The sequence below is a fragment of the Pseudomonas sp. B14(2017) genome (genome assembly GCF_002113255.1).
GTDB lineage: Bacteria > Pseudomonadota > Gammaproteobacteria > Pseudomonadales > Pseudomonadaceae > Aquipseudomonas > Aquipseudomonas putida_Z.
In genome coordinates this window covers 63,010-87,731 of sequence record NZ_NEJY01000016.1, presented here as the reverse complement: position 1 = coordinate 87,731, position 24,722 = coordinate 63,010, and the positions used below count along the sequence as shown (strand labels likewise).

Sequence of the window (24,722 nt, the reverse complement as noted above, 5' to 3'; positions counted from 1 at the left end):
TACAATCGTCAGCTTTTTCCGGGCCTCCCGTCCCGTCGCTGGAACTCCCAATGCTGACCGGTAGCTACTCCTCTTCGCTGGTGTTGATTTCGCTGTGCGTGGCGATCCTGGCGTCCTATACCGCCCTTGACCTGACCGGCCGCATCGCCACGGCCAAAGGCCGGGCTGCCTGCCTGTGGATGGGGGGTGGCGCGCTGGCCATGGGCATCGGCGTGTGGTCGATGCACTTCATCGGCATGCTCGCCTTCAGCCTGCCCATCGACCTGGGCTACGACCTTGCCCTGACCGCGTTCTCGCTGCTGATTGCCGTGTTGTCCTCGGGCTTTGCCTTGTGGCTGGTCAGCCAGCCGAGCCTGCCGTGGCAGCAGCTGGCGTTTGGCGCGTTGATCATGGGCGCCGGCATCGCCTGCATGCACTACACCGGCATGGCCGCGCTGCGCATGCTGCCGGGCATCGACTATGACCCGACGCTGTTCGGGGCCTCGCTGCTGATTGCCGTGGGCGCCTCGGCAGCGGCCTTGTGGATCGCCTTCCGTCTGCGCGCGCACACCCCTTATGTGCGGCAGATTCGCGGCCTGGCGGCGGTGGTGATGGGCTTTGCCATCGTCGGCATGCATTACACCGGCATGGCCGCGGCGAATTTCCCCGAAGGCAGCTTCTGCGGTGCGCTGGCCGGGGGAGGCCTGCAAGGCGACGGCCTGGTCTACCTGGTGCTGATCACCACCCTGGCGGTACTGGCGGTGGCCTTGCTCACCTCGGTGCTGGACGCCCGCCTGGAGGCACGCACCGCCGAGCTGGCCCGTTCGCTGACCCTGGCCAACCAGGAACTGACCCAGCTGGCCCTGCACGACACCCTCACCGACCTGCCCAACCGTACTTTGCTGGCCGACCGCATCGAGCAGGCCATCGCCAAGGTAGCGGAGCAGGGCGGCTGCTTCGCCCTGATGTTCATCGACCTGGACGGCTTCAAGCCCGTCAACGATGCCTTCGGCCACCACGTCGGCGACTTGCTGCTCAAGGCGGTGGCGACACGCCTGCGCGGGCACCTGCACAGCCAGGACACGTTGGCGCGCATCGGCGGCGACGAATTCGTGCTGCTGGTCCAGCTGCGCGAGCCGAACGATGCCATGGATGTGGCGGTCAAGCAGGTCAATCTGGTATCACGGCCGTTCCGCGTGGCCGAGCATGACCTGCAGCTGACGGCGAGCCTGGGCATCGTCCTGTACCCGGGCAATGGCCAGGACCAGCACGAGCTGTTGCGCAATGCCGACGCCGCCATGTACCACGCCAAGAGCGCCGGCAAGAATGGCTACAGCTTCTTCGACGTGTCGATGAACAGCAACGCCCGCCAGCAATTGCAGCTACTGCAGGACCTGCGCCAGGCCCTGGAGCAGCGTCAGTTCCGCCTGCACTACCAGCCCAAGTTCGATGCCCAGAATTGCCAGCCGATCGGTGCCGAGGCCTTGCTGCGCTGGGAGCACCCGCAGCAGGGCCTGTTGCTGCCCGACCGTTTCATCGGCCTGGCGGAAAAGACCGGCCTGATCATTCCCATTGGCGAATGGGTGCTCAACGAGGCCTGCCGGCAGATGCGCCAGTGGCTGGACCGGGGGCACCACGGCTGGCGCATGGCGGTGAACCTGTCTGCCATCCAGTTCTGCCATGCCGGGCTGGTCGAGAGCGTGGCCCGGGCCCTGCAGCAGAACAGCCTGCCGGCCAACTGCCTGACCCTGGAAATTACCGAAACCACCGCCATGCACGACGCCGATGCCAGCCTGACGGTGCTGCAGCGGCTGTCCGACATGGGCGTGGACCTGTCCATCGATGACTTTGGCACCGGCTATTCCAGCCTGATGTACCTCAAGCGCCTGCCGGCCAACGAGCTGAAGATCGACCGCGGTTTCGTGCGCGACCTGGAGCAGGACAGCGACGATGCGGCGATCGTTTCGGCAATCGTGGCGCTGGGCCAGGCGCTGGGCCTGCGCATCGTCGCCGAAGGGGTGGAGACGGACAGGCAGCAGGACTTCCTGACCCGCCTGGGCTGCGATTCGCTGCAAGGCTACCTGCTGGGCCAGCCGGTGCCGGCCGAGCAGTTCATGGGCAAGTTGCAGGCCATGCGCCAGGAAAGTACCGCAGCGGGCTAGACCGCGTCGCGCAAGGTGAAGGCGGGCATGAAGGTATCCATCTCCGCCTCGACGGCCTCGATGATGCGCTCTACATCGGCGGCGGCCATGATCGCCGAGCAGGGGATGCCGGCAATCGCCAGCAGGGTTTCGCCGGTGGCGCGGTCGAACAGCCGCGCGACCATGCTGCGCGGCGCATCCATGCTGGCTTCGAAGCCCAGCGGGTGGAAATGCCAGCGCATCACCTGGCAGGCGTTGGGGAACGTCATCTTGTTCATGCCAGCCTCCTTGTCCGTACCTGGACGTGGTGAGCGGGTGGCCACATCGATGCGGCCGCCGGGAAAGTAACCATAGCACCTGCCACGGAGTATTCTCGGCTGCAAATACGACAAATGTGCTAATGCATGACAGCGGTCACATCCTTGTCATGGAGGGCATTTGGCGCAGGGCCGCAAGGCAAACGTTTTCCCGGCATGTTGTCGGAAGATAACCCGTCAGGTTCTGCCACTTTGATCGACACTACCGCACGATGTTTTCGGACGAGCGGCATTGCCACTTAGCCCACGGGAGGAGGACGAGGTGAATAACCGGGCGAGTAGTTTGCCACCGCACGGGTAGTATCCATGGGATTCCTGATAGCTCCCGTCGTCATCCATGTAAAGGCCGTTTCCCCGGTTGAGGATGCTGCCATGACGAGCGCCATGACCATGAGAAACCCTTCAGAAGGGTGGATTTGTTGAGTGTTTATGGCTTGGCGGCCGATATTCCGTGCTTGCAACACGGCGTGATCCATCACTCGCACCAGTTGTGCAAGATTCATTTCCTGACCTTGGTGCGGTGGGGCCTCGCGATTATCTTGTGGCACTCTTTGGGGGCGATCTTGCGGACGTTGTCCTTGTTGGCGTCGTCGCTCGGCCCTTTGTTGAACCCTGCGAGGGCGTTGGCCATTAAAACCTTGGGATGCGCGGAAGCGATCTTGCGACACGCTATCTGTTCGAGTCTTTGCCATTGGTGGGCGTGGCATTCTGAAACGGCCTGTCGGGTCTGTGAAATTTATAGGGTCATTTTGGCAATAGGCGTAACAGTTTATGCCGCCGTCATGAAAAGGAGAAAAGCTGTCTGGTTGGTAAAAGCACATAAGGGAAGGGCTATAAGCCCTGTGGCCATTTCCCAGCAAATAGCTCTCGGAAACAGGGTCATAGATAAGCCCGGTAAAACCTAACATGTCTTCAAATGTACCCGGTTTACTGACCCCATAAGGTGAATACATCTGGCGGGAGGGGGTTGCAGCCGTCCCCAGGATACTGTTTGCGATATCAGCTTGAATGAGCAAACTTTTCGATCTAGCTGATTTCATGACTGAACCCTTTGATCCTGATGCCACCAAGAATCTGCTGAGGGATCACAGGCTGCAACTAACAGATTTGATAGCTGCATCAGCCAAGCAACCCCGCAGCGATGTTGATGGTAAACCCCAGGATCGCGGTATTGAAAACGAACCCCACCAGCGAATGCGCCAGCACCACCCGCCGCAGGTCCCGCCCGGCGACGCCCACATCGGAGGTTTGCACGGCCATGCTGATGGTGAACGAAAAGTAGTGAAAGTCCCAGTAATCGGGGTTGCGTTCGCCATCGGTGAAGCGCAGCGGCGGTTCGTGGTTTTGTCCGGTATAGAACAGCCGCGCGTAGTGCAGGCTGAAAATGCAGCCGATCAGCAGCCAGGAGCCGGCCACGGTCAGGCCGGTATAGAGGTAGTGCAGGGCCAGCGCCGTGCCTTGCAGGCCACGGCTGGACACCAGTTGCAAGGTGACGGCGGCGAGGCTGGCGATGGCGGCGATGCACACGGTAAGCAGGACCAGGCCGGCGTTTTCGTCTTCGACGCGGGCGATCTTGCGCACCTTTTCCGCATTGGCGCTCAAGCTCAGGTAGAGCACCAGCAGCAGGTATAGCCACACGCCAAGGTTCCAGCCGGCGAGGATGTGCTGAACGCTGTCGCCGGCAGGGATCAGCCAGGCGCCGAGCAGGCCGACCACAGTGGCGATGCTCAGGCGCGGGTGGGTGTGGGTCAGGCGGTGGAAAGCCATGGGGCCTCGTTTTCGGGGGTATGGGTACCACTCTAGACGGTCATTACAGAGACGAGGGACATGCTCGGGTCCATTGTGGGAGCGGGCGAGCCCGCGAAGCAGCCACCGCGGTGGCTGGCAAGTACCCTGTGGGAGCGGCTTTAGCCGCGAACACCGGCGCAGCCGGTGCCATGCACCGCGTTGGATTCTTCGCGGCTAAAGCCGCTCCCACAGGGTATGCGGTGTGCTCACTGATTCTTTGCTGCCGCCCATCGCGCGGCATTGCAACTCTCAGTAAACTGCACGCTCCAACACCAACATCCGTTGAACTCGAGGTTTCTGCATGACGCTCAGTCCTTTGGCAGGCAAGCCGGCTCCGGCCAGCGTGCTGGTCGATATTCCCCGACTGCTCACCGCCTACTACACCGGCCGCCCCGACGCTGCCGTGGCGGCCCAGCGGGTGGCCTTCGGCACCTCGGGGCACCGTGGCACTTCGCTTGAATTGAGCTTCAACGAGTACCACGTCCTGGCCATTACCCAGGCCATCTGCCTGTATCGCCAGGAGAAGGGCATCGATGGCCCGCTGTTCATCGGCGCCGACACCCACGCACTGTCGGCACCGGCTACCGCCAGCGCCCTGGAAGTGCTGGCGGCCAATGGCGTGCAGGTAATGCTGTCCAAGGACGACGAATACACGCCGACGCCGGCTGTTTCCCATGCCATCCTCTGCCATAACCGTGGCCGCCAGCAGGGCCTGGCCGACGGCATCGTCATCACCCCGTCGCACAACCCGCCGCAGAGTGGTGGCTTCAAGTACAACCCGCCCAATGGCGGCCCGGCCGACAGCGACGTGACCAAGTGGATCGAGGCCAAGGCCAACGAACTGCTGGCCGCTGACCTGGCGGGCGTCAAGCGCATGGACCATGCCCAGGCGCTGCAGGCATCCACCACCCAGCGCCACGACTACGTGAGCAACTACGTGGCCGACCTGGAAAACGTCATCGACTTCGACGTCATCCGCAGCGCCAAGCTGCGCCTGGGCGTCGACCCGCTGGGCGGGGCAGGGGTGCGCTACTGGTCGGCAATTGCCGAGCATTACCAGCTGGACCTGGAAGTGGTGAACACCGAGGTCGACCCGACCTTCCGCTTCATGACCGTCGACTGGGACGGCCAGATACGCATGGACCCATCCTCGCCCTATGCCATGCAGGGCCTGATCGGCCTGCGCGAACGCTTCGACGTAGCCTTCGCCTGCGACCCCGACCACGACCGCCATGGCATCGTCACCCCCGATGGCCTGCTGCAGCCGAACAACTACCTGGCCGTGGCCATCGACTACCTGTACCGCCACCGCCCGCAATGGCGCAGCGATGCCGCCGTCGGCAAGACCGTGGTCTCCAGCGGCCTGATCGACCGCGTCACCCAGCGCCTGGGCCGTGAGCTGTACGAAGTGCCGGTGGGCTTCAAGTTTTTCGCCCAGGGCCTGTTCGACGGCACGTTGGGCTTTGGTGGCGAGGAGAGTGCGGGGGCTTCGTTCCTGCGCCGCGATGGCTCGGTCTGGGCCACCGACAAGGACGGGCTGATCCCGGCCTTGCTGGCTGCCGAGATGACTGCCCGCACCGGGCGCAACCCGAGCCAGGCCTACGCCGACCTGACCGAGGCGCTGGGCAAGCCGTTCGCCACCCGTGTCGAAGCCAAGGCCGATGCCCGGCAAAAGGCTTTGCTGAGCAAGCTGGCGCCGGAGCAGGTGAAGTCGACCGAGCTGGCGGGTGAGCCGATCGTGCAGATCCTCAGCCATGCACCGGGCAACGGTCAGGCGATTGGCGGGCTGAAGGTGATGACCGCCAATGGCTGGTTCGCCGCGCGCCCTTCGGGCACCGAGGATATCTACAAGATCTACGCCGAAAGCTTCATCGACGAGGCGCACCTGCAGCGCCTGGTGCAGGAAGCGCAGGTGCTGGTGGATGCGGCGATTGCCTGACAGGTAACAAACCGCTTGGTTCTGCGGCATGGTGTAAATTAGAATTAATCTTATTTACGCCACCGCAGGGCCTTCCCCATGATCGACGCCGCGCCGCCACCGGAGCATAGCCTGCCTGCCCTGTACCGGGAACACCGCGGCTGGCTGGAAACCTGGCTGCGTCGGCGCATGGGCAATGCCTGGGATGCCGCCGACCTCAGCCAGGATACCTTCCTGCGTATCCTGGCCAGCGCCCAGCCGCTGGCAGACATTCGCGAACCGCGTGCCTACCTGCTGACCGTGGGCAAGCGCCTGCTGAGCAACTTCCACCAGCGGCGCAGCCTGGAACAAGCCTACCTCGATGCACTGGCGCAGTTGCCCGAGCAGCATGTGCCCTCGCCAGAGCAGCGTTGGCTGCTGCTGGAAACCCTGCAAGCCCTCGACGAGTTGCTCGACGGCCTCAAGGCGCCGGTACGCAAGGCCTTTCTCTGGAGCCAGCTGGAGGGCCTGGGCTATGCCGAGATCGGCAAGCGCCTGGGCGTTTGCGAGCGCTCGGTCAAACGCTACATGGCGCAGGCCTACGAGCATTGCCTGCTGGCCGAACTGTAATGACCAGCCATTCCCCCGAAACCCGCGAGGCACTGCAGGCCGCTGCGCGCTGGCTGGCGCTGGTGGACTCTGGCGCTGCCAGCGAGGGTGACCTGCAGCGCCTGGAACAATGGCGCACCAGCAGCACCTTGCACGAACACGCCTGGCAAAAGGCACTGCTGTTGCGCCAGCGCTTTTCCGCGCTACCCGGCGCATTGGCCATGGCCACCCTGGACCGCCCGGATAGCGGCCGCCGGGCGCTGCTCAAGCAGGCCCTGGGCGTGGCGGCATTGTTGCCGGCGGCCTGGCTGGCAAGCCGCGAACTGCCGCTGGAGGCCTGGACCGCCGACATGCACACCGCGGTCGGGGAACGCCGGCAAGTGCTGCTGAGCGATGGCACTTTCGTGCAGTTGAACACCGACAGTGCGGTGGATATCGACCTGGGCGCGCGTCGCCTGACATTGCTGCGTGGCGAAGTGGCAGTCAGGTTGCCCGGCAATCTGAGCCTGACGTTGCAGGTGCCCTATGGCCAGGTCGCGCTGGATGCCGGCGAGGTGTGCCTGCGCCTGGTCGATCAGGCTTGCCGGGTATCGGTGCTCAAGGGCACGGCCAACCTGCAGCCGCGGCAAGGCCCGGCACTGTTGCTGCAGGCCGGGCAGCAGGCCAGCCTGCAAGTGGCCGGGGTTGGCCCTGTCACCGGCCTGGACGCCTGGCCGCTGGGCTGGCGCGAAGGGGTACTGCGGCTGGAGGATCGCCCCTTGGGCGAGCTGCTGCACGAGCTGCGCAGGTACCGCCCCGGCGTGCTGCGCTGGGCGCCCGAACTGGAGGCCCTGCGCGTGACCGGTACGTTCCGCCTCGACGACACCGACCGGGTGCTGGCCTTGCTCGCCGCCAGTCTGCCGTTGCAGGTGCACACGCGCACGCGTTACTGGGTGAGCCTGGCCGCGCGGGAAAATCGCGCATGAGGCTGTCCCCTTTTTTTCGCTCACCGGTCATTACCGGTAGGAGCAAATAAAGGGGAGCCTTGTTCAATGCCTGTTGTCATGTCCAGCCGCCTGCGCCCACTGGCGCGTGCGGCACATCCGTTGTTCGCCATGAGCCTGTTGTTGTGTGCACCGGCCTGGGCCGAAGAACCCGCCCGGCGCAGCTATCAGGTGCCGCCTGCAAACCTTGGTGCGGCACTTACCCAGTTTGCCGACCAGGCCGGGGTCAGCCTGTCGCTGGACCCGGCGCTGGTCAACGGCCGGCAGAGCAATGGCCTGTCCGGCAGCTACAGCGTCGACGAAGGCTTCACCCAGCTGCTGCGCGGCAGCGGCCTGCAGCTGCTGCCGGTGGGCGAGGGCGCTTTCACATTGATGCCGGCACCCCAGGCGGGTGGTGCGCTTGAAATCGCCCCGACCAGCATCGTCGGTGGCCTGGCCGCAGGCAACGAAACGCAACCCTATGCCGGTGGCCAAGTGGCCCGTCAGGGTTCACAGGGCCTGCTCGGCACGCGCGATTTCATGGAAACCCCGTTCAGCATCACCAGTTACACCAGCGAACTGGTGAAGAACCAGCAGGCGCGGACCTTGGGCGAACTGATCGCCAGCGACCCATCGGTGCGCGCCACCAACCCGGCGGGTGGGCGCTTCGAGCAGTTCACCATTCGTGGCTTCAGCCTGTTCAACAGCGATGTAGCCTACAACGGCTTGTACGGCATCCTGCCGACCTACTCGATCGACATGGAGATGGCCGACCGGGTCGACATCATCAAAGGCCCCAGCCAGCTGATCAACGGCATTTCGCCGCGAGGCAGTGTCGGCGGCGGCATCAATGTGCAGCCCAAGCGGGCCGGCGACCAGCCGCTCACCGAGTTTACCGGCAGCTATGCCTCGGCCGGCCAGGCAGGCGGTGCGGTGGACGTTGGCCGGCGCTTTGGCGAAGGCAAGCAGTTCGGCGTGCGCTTCAATGGCGTGAAACAGGCGGGCGATACCGAATGGGAGCACCAGCGTGTCGAACGTGAAATGGCGGTGTTGGGCCTGGACTTTCGAGGCGAGCGCCTGCGGCTTTCGGTAGACCTTGGCCATACCGAGCGCGATACCGATGCACCGCAGGAGCGGGTGCTGGTCGGTGCCAATGCCAAGGTGCCGGATGCCAACGACGTACGCCACAACTATGCCCAGGCCTGGAGCAAGGCGCGCACCAACGACACCTTCGGTGCATTGCATGCCGAGTACGATATCAGCGAGTCGCTGCTGGCCTATGGCGCGGTCGGTACGCGCAAGAGCAACCATGACTTCCTGCGCCACAACGTGTCCATCAGCAACGATGCCGGCGACTTCACCGTGCAGCCGCGCGACTTCACCCGGGATGAAACCGTGCGTACCGCCATGGCCGGCGTGCGCAACTGGTTCCATACCGGGCCGGTCAGCCACGAACTGAACCTGGCCGCCACCTACTTCTACATGGACTTCACCAACGGCGGCGCCCGCTATGCCTCGGCGCCCAGTAACCTCTACCACCCGGTGGCCACGCCGACACCGGGCACGCCAACCCGCATCGACCCTGAGGTGTACACGGAAAACCGCTTTTCCGGCGTGGCCCTGGCCGACACCCTGGGCTTCTTCGACGACCGCCTGCTGCTGACCCTGGGCGCGCGCTGGCAGCGGGTGCAGGTGGATGACTGGAGCGACGGTATCAAGGGGGATACCGCCTACGATGAAGAGAAGGTGTCGCCCTCGGGCGGCGTGCTGCTCAAGGTTACCGACCAGCTGTCGTTGTATGCCAACTACATGGAGGGCCTGAGCCAGGGCAAGATCGCGCCGTCGACATCGGTCAACGAGGACCAGATCTTTCCGCCGTTCACCAGCCGCCAGGTCGAGGTGGGGGCCAAGTACGACCTGGGCCAGGTCGCCTTTACCGCCAGTGCCTTCCGCATCCGCCAGCCCGCCTACGAAACCAACCCCACGTCGCGGGTGTTCGGCCCCAATGGCAAGCGCGACAACCGCGGTATCGAACTGAGCGTGTTCGGCGAGCCCGTGCAAGGCGTGCGCGTGCTGGGCGGGGTGATGTACATCGACAGCGAACTGACCGACACCATCGGTGGCGCCTACGATGGCAACCGCGCGCCGGCCACGCCCGAGTACAACGTCAACCTCGGCGCCGAATGGGACGTGCCTGGGGTGAACGGCCTGACCCTGACGGCGCGGGGCATCCACTCGAGCTCGCAGTACCTGGACCAGAACAACAGCAAGCAGATCGAGGGTTGGGAGCGTTACGACCTGGGGGCGCGTTATGCGTTCAAGGTGGATACCACCCAGGTTACGTTGCGCGCCAGTGTCGAGAACGTGCTGGACGACCGCTACTGGAGTTCGGCCGGGGCTTCGGATGACAGCGAGCCGGGGCTGACGCTGTCTACGCCGCGTACCTACCTGCTGTCGGCGACAGTGGGTTTCTAGCCCATTCTAAATGCTGGCGCATTCCCTGTAGGAGCGGCCTTGTGTCGCGAAAGGGCCGCAACGCGGCCCCAGGATTGATGCGCAACAGCTGAAATTGCTGGGGCTGCTTTGCAGCCCTTTCGCGACACAAGGCCGCTCCTACAGGTTGGACCGATCGGTCAGACCGAATCAGGCACCACGGCGATCACATCGATCTCCATCAGCCACTCGGCCTGGGCCAACCCAGCCACCACCAGCCCGGTAGAAATCGGGAACACGCCCTTGAGCCACTTGCCTACCTCCTTGTACACCGGCTCGCGGAAGCGCGGGTCGGTGATGTAGGTGGTGGTCTTGACGATGTGCGACAGGTCCGAGCCGGCTTCTTCGAGCAGTTGCTTGACGTTCTTCATCGCCTGCTCGGCCTGCGCCCGTGGGTCACCCAGGCCCACCAGGTTGCCTTCGAAGTCGGTGCCGACCTGGCCGCGCACGTAGATGGTGTTGCCGGCGCGTACCGCCTGGCACAGGTCGTTGTCCAGGGTCTGGTTGGGGTAGGTGACCTTGGTGTTGAACATGCGGATGCGGGTATGGGTAGGCATCAGTGGGCTCCGAGGGTGCTGACGTTGCTGATCTTGGGTTGTTGCTGCTCATCCGCTGCGCGTTGTTCGCGGTCGCGGTAGGCGGTATAGGTGCGTTGCGTGGCGATGTGGCCGGCGACGTGCTTGGCGTCGTGCCACACGCCCCAGATGAACGAAGAGCCACGGCGCGACAGCCACGGCAGGCCAAGGAAGTACACACCCGGCTCGCGGGCCACGCCGCGTTGGTGCTGGGGCTTGCCGTTGGCGTCGAAGGTGTCTACCTGCAGCCAGCTGAAGTCGACACCGTAACCGGTGGCCCAGATGATGCTGGTGACGCCGGCCTTGGCCAGGTCCAGTTGCTGCAGCGGGTTGCGCATGCACTCAGGGTCGGCCAGGCGTTTGCGGGCTTCGGGTTCTTCCGGCAGGTCCAGGCCGTTGCGTTCGATGTAGGCATCGGCGGCATCCAGCAGGGCCAGGTAGTTTTCGTCGCCGCGGTTGATGTTCTCGACCAGGTTGTCCTGGAAGCGCGCCACGCCGTTCTCGAACGACTGGGTCAGGCCGACCAGGGTCATGCCCTGGTGGGCGAGGGCGCGGAAGTCCACGGTGTGGCCGCCACGGGCGCCACTGACGGCAATGGTCACGTGCTCGCGGCCAGGCTTGGCGATTTCCGCATCCCACTCACCCAGCACGCCCAGCCACCAGCAGAAGTCGCGGTTGCGGTAAGCGCGTGGCGGGCGATCGTGGGCGCCGACCGAGAGGTACACCTGGCGCCCGGCACGCATCAGTTCTTCGGCGATCTGCACGCCCGAGGAACCGGCGCCGACCACCAGCACAGCGCCTTCTGGCAACTGCTCGGGGTTGTAATAGGCAGCGGAATGGATCTGGTGCAGGTTGCTGTCTTTCGGCGCGATGGCCGGGATCACCGGCTTCTGGAACGGGCCGGTGGCGGCGACCACGCGGTTGGCGCGAATCACGCCTTCATTGGTTTCGATGGTAAAACCGGGGCGGTCGCTGTTGCGCAGCACTTTCTTCACTTCGATGCCGGTGCGTACGGGCAGGTTGTACTTGCGTACGTACTGCTCGAAGTAGTCGGCCACCTGGTCCTTGCCGGCGAAGGCGTCGGCGTCGAGGTTGAATTCCAGCCCCGGGAAGCGGTCGTGCCAGACCGGGCCGTTGGCCACCAGCGAGTCCCAGCGGCCGGTGCGCCAGGCCTCGGCGATACGCTTGCGCTCCAGCACCAGGTGCGGCACGCCAAGCTTGCTCAGGTGTTCGCTCATGGCCACGCCGGCCTGGCCGGCGCCGACGACGAGGGTGTCGATTTCGAGGTTGTTCAGTGTCATGTCCGAGCCCTTGTTCAGGCGGTTTTTGTCAGGTCGGTTTGGAGGACCGCCGTTGCCTGGGGCCAGACTAGGGATGCCGTGGAAATGGCGAAAATAGTATTTAGCTGGGGCTTGCCGATAAAACGGCGAAGGCCTTGATTCCTGCCGCCTGCAGCGGTTCCCGCAGCAGCTTTGCCGGGGTTTTTCCGAACGTTTCGTGGTCATAGTTTTTTCCTCTGCAAACCCTCGGAAAAAGGTCGTTTCGCCGGCCGAAAGGTTCAACCCAGAATGCCGTGTATCGCACAGCACAACAGGAACCATGACATGACTTTTTCCATCATCGGTCGTTGCCAGGAAACCGGCCAGGTCGGTATCGCCATCAGCTCTTCGAGCATCGCCGTGGGCGCCCGCTGCCCGTGGGTGCGTGCCGGTGTGGGGGCGGTCGCCACCCAGAACATCACCTTGCCGGCGCTGGGCCCGCAGATTCTCGATGCCCTGGAACAGGGCCAGTTGCCGCCTGCCGCTGCGCTGGACCGGGTGCTGAGCGCCAATGGCTGGAGCGAGTACCGCCAGCTCACGGTGATCGACAGCCATGGCCGGGTGGCGCTGTTCACTGGCAAGGAAGCCTTGGGCACGCACTACGCCCTCGCCGGTGAGCAATGTGCGGCGGCAGGCAACCTGTTGGCCTCGACCCAGGTGATCGAGGCGATGGTGCAGGCCTTTGAACAAGCCGGCGGGCATCTGGCCGACCGCCTGCTGGCGGCCATGCACGCGGCGATGGCCGCAGGCGGCGAGGCGGGGCCTGTGCACTCGGCGGCGTTGAAGATTGCCGGCGAGCTGACCTGGCCGCTGGTGGACCTGCGCGTGGACTGGGCCGAAGCCGACCCGATCGGCGTGCTCGATGGCCTGTGGCAGGCGTATCGGCCGCAGATGCAGGACTACGTCACCCGCGCCCTCAACCCGACTGCCGCGCCAAGCTACGGGGTGCCGGGCGATGAGTGAATTTGCCAGCCGCGCGCTGCTGGCCAGGCTGATCGGCTTTGCCACCGTCAGCCGGGATTCCAACCTCGAACTGATCAGCTTCATCCGCGACTACCTGGCCGAGCTGGGGGTGGAAAGCGAACTGTTCCATAACCCGGAAGGCACCAAGGCCAACCTGTTCTCCACCATCGGCCCCCAGGATGTTGGCGGCGTGGTGCTGTCCGGGCATACCGATGTGGTGCCGGTGGACGGCCAGGCCTGGACAGTCGAGCCGTTTGCCCTGAGTGAGCGCGCCGGGCGCCTGTATGGCCGCGGCACGGCCGACATGAAGGGTTTCATCGCTTCGGTGCTGGCGGCTGTACCGGCGTTTCTCGCCCAGCCGTTGCGCATGCCGGTGCACCTGGCGTTCTCCTACGACGAGGAAGTCGGCTGCCTGGGGGTGCGCTCGATGCTGGCCGCGCTCGAGCAGCGCCCGCACAAGCCACGGCTGTGCCTGATTGGCGAACCCACCGAACTCAAGCCGGTGCTGGGGCACAAGGGCAAGCTGGCGATGCGTTGCCAGGTGCATGGCGCGGCCTGCCACTCGGCGTACGCGCCGTATGGGGTGAATGCCATCGAGTATGCGGCGAAGCTGATCGGCAAGCTGGGTGATATCGGTGATGCCCTGGCGTTGCCGGAGCATCACGACGAGCGCTTCGACCCACCGTTCTCCACTGTGCAGACTGGTGTGATCAAAGGGGGCAGGGCGCTGAACATCGTGCCGGCGGAATGCGAATTCGATTTCGAAGTGCGGGCCTTGCCGGGGTTCGAGGCGCAGGCAGTGGCCGACCAGTTGCAAACCTATGCCGAGGCCGAATTGCTGCCGCGCATGCGCAAGGTCAATGCCGCCAGCGCCATTCGCCTGCAGCCGTTGAGTGCGTATCCGGGGCTGGCCACGCCTGCGGATAGCGAGGCGGCTGGCCTGGTGGCGTTGCTCAGTGGTTCGGATGAGTTCGGTACGGTGGCGTTTGGTACCGAAGGAGGGCTGTTCGACCAGGCGGGCATCCCGACTGTGGTGTGTGGGCCTGGGAGCATGGACCAGGGGCACAAGCCGGATGAGTTCGTCAGCGTCGAGCAGTTGCGGGGGTGTGATGCCATGTTGCTGAGGCTGGTGGATTACCTCAGGCAGGGTTGATTGCGCTGGCTTCTTCGCGGGCACGCCCGCTCCCACAGGATCTCGTCAGTCTCGAGGGCTGTGCAGTACCTGTGGGAGCGGGCGTGCCCGCGAAGGGCTGCAGAGCAGCCCCAATCAAGGTTTCAGAAGGTAGCCTTGACCTGCAGGCCAACCACCAGCGCGTTGTCGATGTCCTTCCCGGAGAACGCGCCCGGCTCGATGATGTACTGCACATCCGGGCGCAGGTTCAGCCACGGCGTGGCCTGGTAGCCATAGCTCAGCTCGACCAGCTGCTCGGCGCTGTCGATATCGGGGAACTGCTGCCCGGCATCGAACGCGGCATCTTCCAGCACGTCGCGGCTACGCGGGTTGGGCACGGCACGGCCATAGCCCAGCGCCACAGTATCCTTCGGGCGGCCAGCGAACGGCTTGTACAGCACCACGCCGGCGCCATACCACTTGGTGAACGGCGAGGCGGCCTTGCTCGACGCCGAGTACTGGCCGAAGGCATGCAGGCTGCGGCCCGGCAAGCTTTGGTCGTTCCACACGGCCTGGTCGACCAGCAGATAGTGGCCGCCACGGCCGGACACTTCCTCGTCGCTGCCGATGCGCTTCACATCGGAGCTGTCGTAGTAGTAGCCCAGTTTGTACTCGCCAGGCAGTTCGCCTTGCAGCTTGTACACCAGCTCTACCGGTACCACGGTGCCGGTGGTGTGCTTGGGGCCCAGGTGCCAGGCTCGGCTGGAGTTGCCGTTGCTTTCCGGGTCGACGTTGAACGCCGCCACACGCAACTGCCAGGACGGCGACAGGTCGTACTTCACCCGTACGCCCAGGTGGGCATTGGGGTAATTGGTCCAGCCACTGCCGCCAGACATGTTAAGCGGGTGGCCGCAGAAGCCGGCGTTCATGAAGTTGCACAGGATGCCACTGTCCAGGCCGCCCAGGTCGTTGCCCATGGCCATGTAGCCGAGCTTGACGTTGAGTGCCGGGGTGAACAGGGTGCGCTCGTAGCTCAGTTCGGTCAGGCGGGTGTACAGGCCGCCGAAGTTTTCCTGGATCGGCAGGCGGTTGCCCACCAGGTCTTCCGAGGCGCTGTTGCCGCGGCGGTCGTTGATGGTCAGCTGGACCTTGCCGCCGTTGTCCAGGCCATACAGTTTCGACAGGTCGAACTGCACGCCCAGTTTCAGGTTTTGCGAGTAGCGCGCCGAGCGGTGCAGGCCACCGTGGGCGTTGTAGGCGGTTTCGCCGCTGTAGTCGCCGGTGAACTTGACGCCGTCTTCTTCCAGCTGGTGACGCAGGCCGCCCCAGTCACCGGTCAGGGTGCTGCGGGTCATCAGGTCGCCGTCGGCCAGGGCGGTGCTGCTGGCCAGGGCCAGCAGCAGGGTGGGGGTGATGCGAATTGCGGATGGCATTGCTGAATCTCAGGTTGTTTTTCAGGGCCTCATCGCCGGCAAGCCAGCTCCCACAGGCCTGCGCTGCCTTTGCAGGTGGCACGATCCTGTGGGAGCTGGCTTGCCGGCGATGAAGGCGACGCGGTCTTACGGCAAGGCGTAAGAAATCACGTAGTCGCCACGGTCAGTCGACTGGCGCGCGCCGCCAGCCGTGATCACCACGTACTGCTTGCCGGTCTTCGGCGAGACGTAGGTCATCGGGCCGCCCTGGCTGCCCACTGGCAGGCGAGCCTTCCAGATTTCGTTGCCGTTGCTGCTGTCGTAGGCGCGCAGGTAGAAGTCCTGGGTGCCGGCGATGAACACCAGGCCACCCTGGGTCGACAGGGTGCCGCCGAGGGTCGGCAGGCCGATCTTGATCGGCAGGTGCATGCGGATGCCAAGCGGGCCGGTGTCCTCGACGGTACCCACCGGTACCTGCCACGCCACCTGGCGGGTCTTCATGTCGATGGCGGTCAGGGTGCCGAATGGCGGCGCCTGGCACGGGATGCCGGCCACCGACAGGAAGCGGTTCTTGTTCACCGCATACGGGGTGCCCTTGAGCGGTACTGCGCCCATGCCGGTGTTCAGCGCTTCGCCACCGGAAGCGGCGCCGCCCTTGTTCTGCGACGGGATCATCTGGATCCACAGGCCCAGGCGCATGTCGTTGACGAAGATGAAACCATGTACCGGGTCGGTGGAAATGCTGCCCCAGTTCATGCCACCCAGCGAACCCGGGAAGCTCAGCGACAGGTCGGTGCCCGGCGCGGTGTACAGGCCGTCGTAGCGCATTTTCTTGAAGTCGATGCGGCACAGCAGCTGGTCGTACGGGGTTGCGCCCCACATGTCCGATTCGGTCAGGGTCTGCGCGCCGATCTGCGGCATGCCCACCGACTTCGGCTGGGTTGGCGAGTACGGCTCGTTGGGGATGTTGCTTGGCTTGACCGGTACTTCGTCGACCTGGGTCAGCGGCTTGCCGGTGGCGCGGTCGAGCACGTAGATCTGCCCGGCCTTGGTGCCGATTACCACTGCAGGCACCGACTGGCCGTCGTCCTTGGTGAAATCGATCAGGCTCGGCTGCATCGGCAGGTCGAAGTCCCACAGGTCGTTGTGCACGGTCTGGAACACCCACTTCTGGTTGCCGGTGGAGGCGTCCAGGGCCAGCACCGAAGCGCCATAGGTGTGGTCCAGCTTGCTGCGTTCGACACCGTAGATGTCGGTGGACGACGAGCCCATCGGCAGGAACACGGTATTCATCGCCGGGTCGTAGGACATCGGGGCCCAGCTGTTGGGGGTGCTGCGCACATAGGTGCTGTCGCCCTGCGGCGCCTGGCGATCTTCCGGGTTGCCGGGGTCGAAGGCCCAGCGCATTTCACCCGTGATCACGTCGAAACCACGGATCACGCCACCAGGCATGTCGGTCTGGACGTTGTCGGCGACGCGGCCGCCGACCACCACGGTGGTACCGGCCATCAGTGGGGCCGAGGACAGCTGGTAGTAGGAGTCCGGCACATCGCCCAGGCCGGCCTTGAGGTCGACCTGGCCGTTGTTGCCGAAGCCCTGGCAGAACTCGCCGGTGTCGGCGTCGACGGCAATCAGGCGGCCATCGATGGTGTTGGTCAGCAGGCGACGCTGGCAGTTGGCACCGGCCGGTACGCTGGCCGCAGTGATTGGCGAGCTGTTCGGCTGGGTCGGCTGGGCGATGGCGGCAGTGGCGTCGAAGTAGGCCATGCCACGGCAACGCTGCCAGACCTTGGACTGGGCGTTGATCGCGTTCTTCCACAGCTCTTTGCCGGTGTCGGCATCGAGGGCGATCAGGTTGTTGTGCGGGGTGCAGATGAACACCTTGTTGCCGACCTGCAGCGGGGTCAGCTGGTCTTCGGCACCGTTGCCGTCGCTGAGCGCCACGTCACCGGTGTGGTAGGTCCAGGCCACTTTCAGCTTGTTGACGTTGTCGCGGTTGATCTGGTCCAGCGCGGCGAAGCGGCTGCCACCTTCGGTGTTGCCGTAGTGGGCCCAGTCCTTCTGCGCCTTGTCGGCCTCGACCGGGGTCATGCCCGGGCCTTTGCCGGTGGGGGCGACGCTTGGGTGGGCGACGAACATGTTGCCGGCGGCGATCACCAGCAGCACGGCCATCACCCCGGCAACGCCATAGGCACCGCGGCCGGCGCTGGTGCCATTGGCACGGGCCAGCAGCGGGTAGACCAGCGCCACCACCATGCCGATTGCGCCGAACATGAACAGGCGCGAGAACAGCGGCCAGAACACCAGGCCAGCGTCGATCAGCGCCCAGATGGCAGTGCCGACCAGGAACGCCGCGTACAGCCAGGCGCCAGCCGGTTTGCGGCGAGCGATGAGGACGCCGGCGATGGCCATGGCCAGGCCGCCGATCAGGAAGTACCAGGAACCGCCCAGGCCGGCCAGCTTGACGCCGCCCGCAGCCAGGAGGAGGCCGAGCAGGGCGATGATCACGCCCAGGCCGATCAGGATGATGTTTGTGGCGCCAGAGGCGCGCGGTGTTTCTTTCATGCCAGGGATCTCAGCAGGTGGAATGCGCGCAGTGTAATCTCTTAGCTTGCTAATTAACAAGTTGGTACATAATTTTGTGGGGCGGATTGTCGCAGGGCTGAACTCTGCAAGGTGTGGCTAAAAGTCTAGATCATGCGTTTAAAATTGCAGTAAACAGGGTGTTCATGTCGGCTGGGTAACCCGCGTTCGATTTTCGATTACCGGATTCACGCCGGCCACGGAGTGCCGCTGCTGTAGAACACCGCGAGCCAGATGGTGGCGGTGCCGGGGGCGGTCCATTCCACGCGGTGGCGGTAATGCGGCGGGATATCCAGGCAATCGCCCGGCGCCAGCAGGCGGGTGTGGCTCTCGTGCTCGAAGCGCAGGCCGGCGGCGCCACTGAGCAGCACGATCCATTCCCCTTCGGCCTGGTCGTACCAGAAACCGGGCGGGCTGGCCTGGCCGCTGGAGACGATACGTTCCACGCGCACGCCCGGGCGGCTGAGCAGTTGGTCGACCCATTCGGCGCTGGTGGGGTCGCAAGGGGGCAGGGCGGTCAGCAGGTTGGTCGGGATCATGGAAAACCTCGTTTGGAAGGGGGTGGTTCCACTATGGACGCAATTGCCGTGCGCCGCGCTTCTTGACCGGCCCGGCTGTTTGTAAGACCTTTCCGGGATTTGGAAGACGGGCAACAAATGGACAAACTCCTGGCGATGAAGATGTTCGTGGCCACCGTCGATGCCCAGGGCTTTTCTGCCGCCGCACGCCGGCTCGGGCTGGCGACATCGTCGGTGACGCGCCTGGTCGATGCCCTGGAAGCGGCGTTGGGCGCCACCTTGCTCAACCGCTCCACGCGCCAGGTCAGCCTGACCGAGGCCGGCGCCCGTTATTACGAGCGCGCGCGGGGTATTTTCGAGGCCCTGGACGAGGCCGATGCCAGTGTCGCCGACCGGGGCGAGGAGCCTGTCGGTGTGCTGCGCCTGTGCTTGCCGGTGGAGTTCGGCAGGCGGGTCATCGCCCCGCACCTGGGGCCGTTTTTGGCGCAACATCCGGCTCTGGAGCTGGACATCGACCTCAGCGACCGCCTGGATGACCTGCTTGACGGGCGCTATGACCTGTCGATTCGCCTGGGCGACCCCTCGCCCAATGACGAGCTGGTATGCCGCCAGCTGGGTCGCTTCCAGCGTTGGCTGGTGGCCAGCCCGGGCTACCTGGCCGGGCGCGACGCGCTGGAGCATCCGCGGCAATTGCTCGAGCACGCCTGCCTGCGCTTTCGCTACGGGCAGAAAGGGCGCCCCTGGCGCCTGGCCCGTGGGCAGGACAGTCTGGAACTGGACGTGAGCGGGCCGTTGCGCAGCGCCAATGCCGACATGTTGCGCGAAACCGCACTGGCGGGCAGCGGTATCGCGCTGTTGGCCGACTGGCTGGTGCAAGAGGATGTGGCGGCCGGGCGCCTGCAACGGCTGTTCCCCGATTGGCAAGCCAGCCCCGGCGCGGCCAATGACAGCATCAACGCCCTGTACCTGCCCAACCATCGTGGTTCGCGGCGGGTGAATGCCTTTATCGACTTTTGCGAAAACCTGCTGCAGCGCAGCACCTAGTGTTGCGCAGTGCGCAAAGCCCTGTTGCGCCAGCGCTGGATTCTCGCCAGGAGTGCGTCTGGGTAAGGTGGCCGGCATATTCCAGCCATTGCCGAGGACACTCGCATGAATCCCTCTCTTGCCGCCGCGCAGCCTGCAGCCACCGGCCTCAGCCGGGCCCTGGTCGCCCTGCTGGCGTTCTGCTGCGGCGCGATCGTCGCCAATATCTACTATGCCCAGCCCATCGTCGGCCTGATCGCCCCGGACCTGGGGCTGTCCACCGAGCATGCCAGCCTGATCGTTTCGCTCACGCAGCTGGGCTATGCCTTGGGCCTGCTGTTGCTGGTACCGCTGGCCGACCTGTTGGAAAACCGCCGCTTGATGGTGGCTACCGCCGTGCTGGCCTGCGTCAGCCTGCTGCTGGCGGGCACCAGCAGCAGCGGCCAGGGCCAGCTGTTCCTCGGCTATGCACTGCTGATCGGTTTCAGTTCCGTGGCGGTGCAGATGCTCATCCCGCTGGCGGCGCACCTGGCGCCGGAGCAGCAGCGTGGGCGGGTGGTCGGCAACATCATGGGCGGCCTGCTGCTGGGTATCCTGCTGGCGCGGCCGTTGTCCAGCCTGGTGGCCGACTACTTCGGCTGGCGTGCGGTGTTCATTGGCGCTGCCGGGGTGATGCTGGCGATCATCCTGCTGCTGGCCCTGACCTTGCCGCGGCGGGTGCCCGAGCACAAGGCCAGCTATGCCGGCCTGATGCTGTCGCTGCTCACGCTGCTGCGCCGTTATCCCTTGCTGCGCCAGCGCTCGCTGTACCAGGCGCTGATGTTCGCGGCGTTCAGCCTTTACTGGACGGCGGTGCCGATGGCCCTGGCAACCGAGCATGGTCTGTCGCAGAGCCAGATCGCGGTATTCGCCCTGGTGGGCGCGGTGGGCGCCGTTGCCGCACCCCTGGCCGGCCGCCTGGCCGATGCCGGGCATGCCCGGGCCGGTTCACTGTTGGCGTTGTTGCTGGCACCGGCGGCACTGTTGCTGGGGCTGACGGTGCCGGGCTACAGCGTGATCGGCCTGGGCCTGACCGGCGTGCTGCTGGATTTTGCGGTGCAGATGAACATGGTCATCGGCCAGCGTGAAGTGTACGCGCTGGACCCGGCCAGCCGCGGGCGGCTGAACGCGGTGTACATGACCAGCATCTTCCTCGGTGGGGCGCTGGGTTCGGCGGTGGCCAGTGCGGTGTTCAGCCAGTTTGGCTGGCAGGGTGTGGCGCTGGTGGGGGCGGGGTTGCCGGGTGTGGCCTTGCTCATCTTCCTGACCAAAGCACGCCGGGGTTGAATGCTAGCGCGGTCACCTGTGGGAGCGGCCTTGTGTCGCGAAAGGGCCGCAAAGCGGCCCCGGCAATTCTGAAGTGATGCGTAGATCGTGGGGGCGCTTCGCACCCCTTTCGCGACGCAAGGCCGCTCCCACAAAAAGAACGGCACACGCCTGTATCAGACGCTACCGCCCAAGCGGCAACGCCACACCAATCAAGGCAAACAGGCTGCCGCAGCATCGGTTGAAGCCTTTGCCGCCCTTGGCCAGCCATGGCCGGATGCGAAACGCCAGGCGTGCCAACAGGTATTCGACCAGGAACTCGACGCTGGCAAAGGTTGCCGCCATCACCACGAACTGCAGCAGCAACCCACGCTGCGGGTCGATGAACTGAGGCAGGAAAGCACCGTAGAACAGCAGCACCTTGGGGTTGGCCATGGCCGACAGCAGGCCTTGGCGGAACAGGCCGGTATTGCCCAGCCGCGCGCTTTGCGCGGTCAGTTCCAGCTGCAGACCCGGGCTGCGCCACAGCTGGATACCCAGCCAGATCAGATAGGCGCCACCCACCCACTTGAGCACGCTCAGCACCGAGGCCGAGGCCTGCAGCAATGCGCTGAGGCCAAACATGGCCAGGGCGATCAGGGCGCTGAAGCCAAACACCCCGCCGACGATGGTGAACAACGTCCGGCGTGCGCCATACAGGGCGCCGTGGGTCAGGGCCAGCAGGCTGTTGGGGCCCGGGGTCAGCGACAGGCCGATGCTGGCCAGCAGGTAGATGAGCCAGGTGTCGAGTGCCATGGTGGGGAATGCCTTGTTGATGGGGAGGGCGTCAGTCTATGGCGCCGACCTTGGCCGGCAAGGGTATGATCCGGACATTGAATGGTCGTTTCTGGACGCGATGCCAATGCTGCCCGATATCCGCTTGCTGATCTTGCCGTTACCGGATTTTGCCCTGCTGCCGTTCGGCGCCTTTCTCGACAAGTTGCGGTTCAGCGCCGACGACGAGGACTACAGCCAGCAGCGCTACTGCAGCTGGACCGTGGCAGGGCTGACCCTCGACCCGGTGCCGTCGAGCAGCGGCGCTGTGGTGCAGGTCGAGGCCGTCGCTGGCCAGCTCGAGCTGGCCAGTTTCGACTACCTGGTGGTGTTCGGCGGGCGCAACGCCATGGCCACTGCCGCGCTGGCGCCTCGCTACCGGGCCTTGCTCAGGCAGGCCGGCAAGGCTGGCGTCAAGCTGGTGGGGGTCGACAACGGTGCTTTCCTGTTGGCCGCCTGCGGGTTGCTGCAGGGGCACAAGGTAGTGGTGCACTGGCGCCACGAAGCCGAATTCCGTGCGGCCTTCCCGCATTTGCAGGTACTGAGTGAGCAGCTGTATTGCATCGACGGTAGCCGCATCACCTGCGCCGGCGGCACCGCGGCCATCGACCTGGCCGTCGCGCTGTTGTCACGCGCCTGCGGGCGGGCCCGGGCGCTCAAGGGCCTGGCCGACATGCTGGTGGATGAAACCCGCGATAGCCGCCATGCCTTGCGCTCGCTGGAGCTGGGGGCGGGGCAGGGGCGGCAGGTGCAGCGAGCGCAGGCGTTGATGCGTCATCACCTGGGGACGCCGTTGACGGTGGAGCAGTTGGCGGCGGAGCTGGGCATCAGCCGGCGCCAGCTGGACCGGCAGTTTCACGCCAGCCACGGCATGAGCGCCAAGGCCTGGTGGCTGGAGATGCGCCTGCAACAGGCGCGCTGGCGCTTGCTCAATTCCAGCCACAGCCTGGCGCAGATTGCCGATGAAGTGGGCCTGGGCGATGCCAGTTACCTGGGCAAGTGCGTGCGGCGACGGTTTGGTTGCACGGCCCTTGAACTGCGCTGTTACGTAGAGAACTGAATTCACAAGCGGTCCACGTACCCTGTGGGAGCGGGTTTACCCGCGAAGAAGCCACCGCGGTGCATGGCACCGGCTGCGCCGGTGTTCGCGGCTAAAGCCGCTCCCACAGGGTCCCTGCTGATTCAATCAGTCATGTGCAGCCCTGTGAGAGCGGGCCTACTGCGGCGTCCCGAACAACCCCGTCCAGTAAATCCCCGCGTCACTCTTCGGATCCACTGCATACGCAGCGCCCAGCTCGCGGAAGTCCGGGTTCATCAGCGTCGCGCAATGCCCCGGGCTATCTAGCCAGCCATCGACCACCTTGCGCGCGGTGTCACGCCCGGCGGCGATGTTTTCGCCGATCTGCTGGTACAGGTAGCCGGCCAGCTCTGCCCGGTCACCGGGGGTGCGGCCATCCTTGTCGATGTGGTCGAAGAAGTTCTGGTTGGCCATGGCCCGGGTGTGGTTGGCGGCAACCCCGGCCAGCACCGTGCTCCAGCTCAGCGCTGGGGCGGCGGCGAAGGGCTGGCCACCGCATTGGCGCGGCACCTTGCGCGCGGCGTTGATCTCCTGCAGCACCTTCTGCCCCTCGGCCTGCCAGTCGCCCAGGCGGCCACTGAGCAGCGGCCGGGCCAGCACGATGCGCCAGTCGCGGCCTTCCTGGCTGACGCCGATATCGACGAACTGCGGGTCGAGCACCACCTGGCAGAAGCTCTCTTCGATGGCATGCATGGCAGCGCGCGCATCACGCGGCCCCGACAGGCTGATGGCCTGCACATTGACCATCGGGTAGGCGGCGCGGGTCATGGCCTGCTGCAGGTCGCGGGTACCCTCTGGCGACAGCGCCAGGCGGGTATCGCTGTTGAGCGGCGGCAGCTCCAACGACGCTTCGCCACCGCAGGGCTGGGCCTTGCTGCGGTAGACATTGATCGAATCGATCAGTTGCGCCTCTTCGCCGGTGGCAGCCAGTGCCCCGGCCGAAACGACCAGGCCCAGCGACAAGGCGGCAACGGATGACAGGACGCGCATGTGGATCTCCCTATGACTGGCAGCGTCGTGGTTTGCGCTGCTCATCCTACACAAGCCCGGGGCTTTTGGCCCGGGATCGTGCAAAGCAATGAAAACGCCGGCATTCGTTGGCGGCAAAAGAGGGAGTAGACCACTGATCATCGGAAAAGTGCGAACAGTTGGTAATCATTCTTATCGAACCACAGCTGTCAGCCCATTGGCCGGCGCCCGGCGGGTATCAGCGCGCCACCGCCTGGTTCGGTTTGTAGAACAGAAAATGCCGGGTCTGCGCCGTCCGGCGGTAGGCTTTGGCCCAGTCCGGGCGCACATTGCGGTCATGGAAGTACAAGGCACCCCCGGTGCGGTCTTTCAACTGCTGGTTGAGCGCCTTGCGCGCGATTTCCTTGGCAATGCCGTAGCGTTGCGCTTCTTCGACCTGGTCCGGGCGCCCGTCGCACCACCAGGAGAACTGGCAGGCCTTGCTTTCCACACCCTGCTTGACCACGCCGCAGATGGTATCCGGGAAGCCATCGTGGCCCAGGCGGTTGAGCACGACGTTGGCCACGGCGGCCATGTCTTCGGCGTCGGCACCCTTGGCCTCCCAGTAGATGGTGCGGGCCAGGCAGGTGATGCTGTCATCCAGCGGCGCCTGGCCGGCCGGGTCCACTGCCTGCGCTTCGCCCGGTGTGAGGGTTTCGGCCTTTTTCGGGGGTGGTGTGTCATTCACCACTTTTTCCTCGAGCACCTCGGCCTTGTCCTCGGCGACGGCAGCCTTGGCCGTGTCGGCCGCGTGCAAGGGGCCTGCGAGCAGGGCCGAAACCAGGCCGATCACCATCCACGAAAGGCGCATGATGCAAGCTCCCGAAC

Annotated in this window: 21 protein-coding genes; 10 read left to right on the top strand and 11 right to left on the bottom strand. The window is 65.1% G+C overall.

Going from position 1 to position 24,722, the window contains the following annotated elements; all coding sequences use genetic code 11:
- Window positions 1-50: 50 nt before the first annotated feature.
- On the top strand, window positions 51-2,141 hold the full coding sequence (locus CAG34_RS17600; RefSeq protein ID WP_085591516.1) for a bifunctional diguanylate cyclase/phosphodiesterase: 2,091 nt from the start codon (window positions 51-53) through the stop codon (window positions 2,139-2,141).
- Here CAG34_RS17600 and CAG34_RS17595 read toward each other — a convergent pair.
- From CAG34_RS17595 to CAG34_RS17585, 3 genes are all read right to left on the bottom strand, one after another.
- Complete coding sequence (locus tag CAG34_RS17595) at window positions 2,138-2,398, bottom strand: DUF1652 domain-containing protein (protein ID WP_013972974.1); 261 nt, start codon at window positions 2,396-2,398, stop codon at window positions 2,138-2,140. The two genes, CAG34_RS17600 and CAG34_RS17595, sit on opposite strands and share 4 nt — an antisense overlap.
- A gap of 278 nt (window positions 2,399-2,676) precedes the next feature.
- On the bottom strand, window positions 2,677-3,477 hold the full coding sequence (locus tag CAG34_RS17590; RefSeq protein ID WP_085591514.1) for an RHS repeat-associated core domain-containing protein: 801 nt from the start codon (window positions 3,475-3,477) through the stop codon (window positions 2,677-2,679).
- Between the two features lie 79 nt (window positions 3,478-3,556).
- A complete protein-coding gene (locus CAG34_RS17585; RefSeq protein ID WP_075045003.1) occupies window positions 3,557-4,204 on the bottom strand; it encodes a DUF1345 domain-containing protein in 648 nt (215 codons plus the stop codon).
- A 322-nt stretch (window positions 4,205-4,526) separates the two neighbouring features.
- On the opposite strand from CAG34_RS17585, the gene pgm reads away from it, so the two are divergent.
- The 4 genes from pgm (at window position 4,527) to CAG34_RS17565 (ending at window position 10,168) form a co-directional block, all read left to right on the top strand.
- Window positions 4,527-6,164, top strand: a complete 1,638-nt coding sequence (gene pgm, locus CAG34_RS17580) for a phosphoglucomutase (alpha-D-glucose-1,6-bisphosphate-dependent) (protein ID WP_085591513.1) — start codon at window positions 4,527-4,529, stop codon at window positions 6,162-6,164.
- Between the two features lie 78 nt (window positions 6,165-6,242).
- Window positions 6,243-6,752 carry a sigma-70 family RNA polymerase sigma factor gene (locus CAG34_RS17575; RefSeq protein ID WP_085591511.1) on the top strand — a complete coding sequence of 170 codons (510 nt, stop codon included), beginning with the start codon at window positions 6,243-6,245 and terminating at the stop codon, window positions 6,750-6,752.
- Window positions 6,752-7,696 (top strand): FecR domain-containing protein, encoded by a 945-nt coding sequence (locus CAG34_RS17570; protein WP_085591509.1) that lies wholly within the window; start codon window positions 6,752-6,754, stop codon window positions 7,694-7,696. Before CAG34_RS17575 ends, CAG34_RS17570 begins: the two co-directional genes overlap by 1 nt.
- A 66-nt stretch (window positions 7,697-7,762) precedes the next feature.
- Window positions 7,763-10,168 carry a TonB-dependent receptor gene (locus tag CAG34_RS17565; RefSeq protein ID WP_085591507.1) on the top strand — a complete coding sequence of 802 codons (2,406 nt, stop codon included), beginning with the start codon at window positions 7,763-7,765 and terminating at the stop codon, window positions 10,166-10,168.
- Between the two features lie 158 nt (window positions 10,169-10,326).
- Here the strand turns inward: CAG34_RS17565 and CAG34_RS17560 are convergent, their stop codons facing one another.
- Both CAG34_RS17560 and CAG34_RS17555 read right to left on the bottom strand, forming a co-directional pair.
- Window positions 10,327-10,743, bottom strand: coding sequence for a RidA family protein (locus CAG34_RS17560; protein ID WP_025338851.1), 417 nt, complete (start codon window positions 10,741-10,743; stop codon window positions 10,327-10,329).
- A complete protein-coding gene (locus CAG34_RS17555; protein WP_025338852.1) occupies window positions 10,743-12,062 on the bottom strand; it encodes an NAD(P)/FAD-dependent oxidoreductase in 1,320 nt (439 codons plus the stop codon). Before CAG34_RS17555 ends, CAG34_RS17560 begins: the two co-directional genes overlap by 1 nt.
- A 303-nt stretch (window positions 12,063-12,365) precedes the next feature.
- Between CAG34_RS17555 and CAG34_RS17550 the strand changes: the two genes are divergently transcribed.
- Entirely contained in the window at window positions 12,366-13,043 is a 678-nt protein-coding gene (locus tag CAG34_RS17550; protein WP_085591506.1) for a DUF1028 domain-containing protein, read from the top strand.
- Window positions 13,036-14,196: an acetylornithine deacetylase gene (gene argE, locus CAG34_RS17545; RefSeq protein ID WP_085591504.1), complete on the top strand. Its 1,161-nt coding sequence runs from the start codon at window positions 13,036-13,038 to the stop codon at window positions 14,194-14,196. The genes CAG34_RS17550 and argE overlap by 8 nt, the downstream gene beginning before the upstream one ends.
- A gap of 122 nt (window positions 14,197-14,318) precedes the next feature.
- Here argE and CAG34_RS17540 read toward each other — a convergent pair whose 3' ends face one another.
- From CAG34_RS17540 to CAG34_RS17530, 3 genes are all read right to left on the bottom strand, one after another.
- A complete protein-coding gene (locus CAG34_RS17540) occupies window positions 14,319-15,587 on the bottom strand; it encodes a carbohydrate porin (protein WP_085591502.1) in 1,269 nt (422 codons plus the stop codon).
- A gap of 126 nt (window positions 15,588-15,713) precedes the next feature.
- Window positions 15,714-18,131, bottom strand: a complete 2,418-nt coding sequence (locus tag CAG34_RS17535; RefSeq protein ID WP_085591500.1) for a glucose/quinate/shikimate family membrane-bound PQQ-dependent dehydrogenase — start codon at window positions 18,129-18,131, stop codon at window positions 15,714-15,716.
- Window positions 18,132-18,337: 206 nt separating this feature from the next.
- Window positions 18,338-18,688, bottom strand: a complete 351-nt coding sequence (locus CAG34_RS17530) for a cupin (protein WP_046615410.1) — start codon at window positions 18,686-18,688, stop codon at window positions 18,338-18,340.
- Window positions 18,689-18,805: 117 nt separating this feature from the next.
- Here CAG34_RS17530 and CAG34_RS17525 point away from each other — a divergent pair, with 117 nt between their 5' ends.
- Window positions 18,806-19,711 carry a LysR family transcriptional regulator gene (locus CAG34_RS17525; protein WP_085591498.1) on the top strand — a complete coding sequence of 302 codons (906 nt, stop codon included), beginning with the start codon at window positions 18,806-18,808 and terminating at the stop codon, window positions 19,709-19,711.
- 105 nt (window positions 19,712-19,816) lie between these two features.
- Window positions 19,817-21,016 carry an MFS transporter gene (locus CAG34_RS17520; RefSeq protein WP_085591495.1) on the top strand — a complete coding sequence of 400 codons (1,200 nt, stop codon included), beginning with the start codon at window positions 19,817-19,819 and terminating at the stop codon, window positions 21,014-21,016.
- A gap of 162 nt (window positions 21,017-21,178) precedes the next feature.
- On the opposite strand, the gene CAG34_RS17515 is transcribed toward CAG34_RS17520, so the two are convergent.
- The gene (locus tag CAG34_RS17515) at window positions 21,179-21,790 is read right to left on the bottom strand and encodes a LysE family translocator (protein ID WP_085591493.1); all 612 of its coding nucleotides are present in this window, start codon (window positions 21,788-21,790) and stop codon (window positions 21,179-21,181) included.
- 106 nt (window positions 21,791-21,896) lie between these two features.
- Between CAG34_RS17515 and CAG34_RS17510 the strand changes: the two genes are divergently transcribed.
- Window positions 21,897-22,868: a GlxA family transcriptional regulator gene (locus CAG34_RS17510; RefSeq protein WP_085591491.1), complete on the top strand. Its 972-nt coding sequence runs from the start codon at window positions 21,897-21,899 to the stop codon at window positions 22,866-22,868.
- A gap of 156 nt (window positions 22,869-23,024) precedes the next feature.
- On the opposite strand, the gene CAG34_RS17505 is transcribed toward CAG34_RS17510, so the two are convergent.
- Entirely contained in the window at window positions 23,025-23,876 is an 852-nt protein-coding gene (locus CAG34_RS17505) for a CAP domain-containing protein (protein WP_025338862.1), read from the bottom strand.
- Between the two features lie 217 nt (window positions 23,877-24,093).
- Window positions 24,094-24,705, bottom strand: coding sequence for a cell wall hydrolase (locus CAG34_RS17500; protein ID WP_085591489.1), 612 nt, complete (start codon window positions 24,703-24,705; stop codon window positions 24,094-24,096).
- Between the last annotated feature and the right edge of the window lie 17 nt (window positions 24,706-24,722).

What these genes read in the sequence shown, in the direction of transcription:
- CAG34_RS17600 (WP_085591516.1), top strand. Translation starts at nt 51, where the DNA reads ATGCTGACCGGTAGCTACTCCTCTTCGCTGGTGTTGATTTCGCTGTGC.
- CAG34_RS17595 (WP_013972974.1), bottom strand. Translation starts at nt 2,398, where the DNA reads ATGAACAAGATGACGTTCCCCAACGCCTGCCAGGTGATGCGCTGGCAT.
- CAG34_RS17590 (WP_085591514.1), bottom strand. Translation starts at nt 3,477, where the DNA reads ATGAAATCAGCTAGATCGAAAAGTTTGCTCATTCAAGCTGATATCGCA.
- CAG34_RS17585 (WP_075045003.1), bottom strand. Translation starts at nt 4,204, where the DNA reads ATGGCTTTCCACCGCCTGACCCACACCCACCCGCGCCTGAGCATCGCC.
- pgm (WP_085591513.1), top strand. Translation starts at nt 4,527, where the DNA reads ATGACGCTCAGTCCTTTGGCAGGCAAGCCGGCTCCGGCCAGCGTGCTG.
- CAG34_RS17575 (WP_085591511.1), top strand. Translation starts at nt 6,243, where the DNA reads ATGATCGACGCCGCGCCGCCACCGGAGCATAGCCTGCCTGCCCTGTAC.
- CAG34_RS17570 (WP_085591509.1), top strand. Translation starts at nt 6,752, where the DNA reads ATGACCAGCCATTCCCCCGAAACCCGCGAGGCACTGCAGGCCGCTGCG.
- CAG34_RS17565 (WP_085591507.1), top strand. Translation starts at nt 7,763, where the DNA reads ATGCCTGTTGTCATGTCCAGCCGCCTGCGCCCACTGGCGCGTGCGGCA.
- CAG34_RS17560 (WP_025338851.1), bottom strand. Translation starts at nt 10,743, where the DNA reads ATGCCTACCCATACCCGCATCCGCATGTTCAACACCAAGGTCACCTAC.
- CAG34_RS17555 (WP_025338852.1), bottom strand. Translation starts at nt 12,062, where the DNA reads ATGACACTGAACAACCTCGAAATCGACACCCTCGTCGTCGGCGCCGGC.
- CAG34_RS17550 (WP_085591506.1), top strand. Translation starts at nt 12,366, where the DNA reads ATGACTTTTTCCATCATCGGTCGTTGCCAGGAAACCGGCCAGGTCGGT.
- argE (WP_085591504.1), top strand. Translation starts at nt 13,036, where the DNA reads ATGAGTGAATTTGCCAGCCGCGCGCTGCTGGCCAGGCTGATCGGCTTT.
- CAG34_RS17540 (WP_085591502.1), bottom strand. Translation starts at nt 15,587, where the DNA reads ATGCCATCCGCAATTCGCATCACCCCCACCCTGCTGCTGGCCCTGGCC.
- CAG34_RS17535 (WP_085591500.1), bottom strand. Translation starts at nt 18,131, where the DNA reads ATGAAAGAAACACCGCGCGCCTCTGGCGCCACAAACATCATCCTGATC.
- CAG34_RS17530 (WP_046615410.1), bottom strand. Translation starts at nt 18,688, where the DNA reads ATGATCCCGACCAACCTGCTGACCGCCCTGCCCCCTTGCGACCCCACC.
- CAG34_RS17525 (WP_085591498.1), top strand. Translation starts at nt 18,806, where the DNA reads ATGGACAAACTCCTGGCGATGAAGATGTTCGTGGCCACCGTCGATGCC.
- CAG34_RS17520 (WP_085591495.1), top strand. Translation starts at nt 19,817, where the DNA reads ATGAATCCCTCTCTTGCCGCCGCGCAGCCTGCAGCCACCGGCCTCAGC.
- CAG34_RS17515 (WP_085591493.1), bottom strand. Translation starts at nt 21,790, where the DNA reads ATGGCACTCGACACCTGGCTCATCTACCTGCTGGCCAGCATCGGCCTG.
- CAG34_RS17510 (WP_085591491.1), top strand. Translation starts at nt 21,897, where the DNA reads ATGCTGCCCGATATCCGCTTGCTGATCTTGCCGTTACCGGATTTTGCC.
- CAG34_RS17505 (WP_025338862.1), bottom strand. Translation starts at nt 23,876, where the DNA reads ATGCGCGTCCTGTCATCCGTTGCCGCCTTGTCGCTGGGCCTGGTCGTT.
- CAG34_RS17500 (WP_085591489.1), bottom strand. Translation starts at nt 24,705, where the DNA reads ATGCGCCTTTCGTGGATGGTGATCGGCCTGGTTTCGGCCCTGCTCGCA.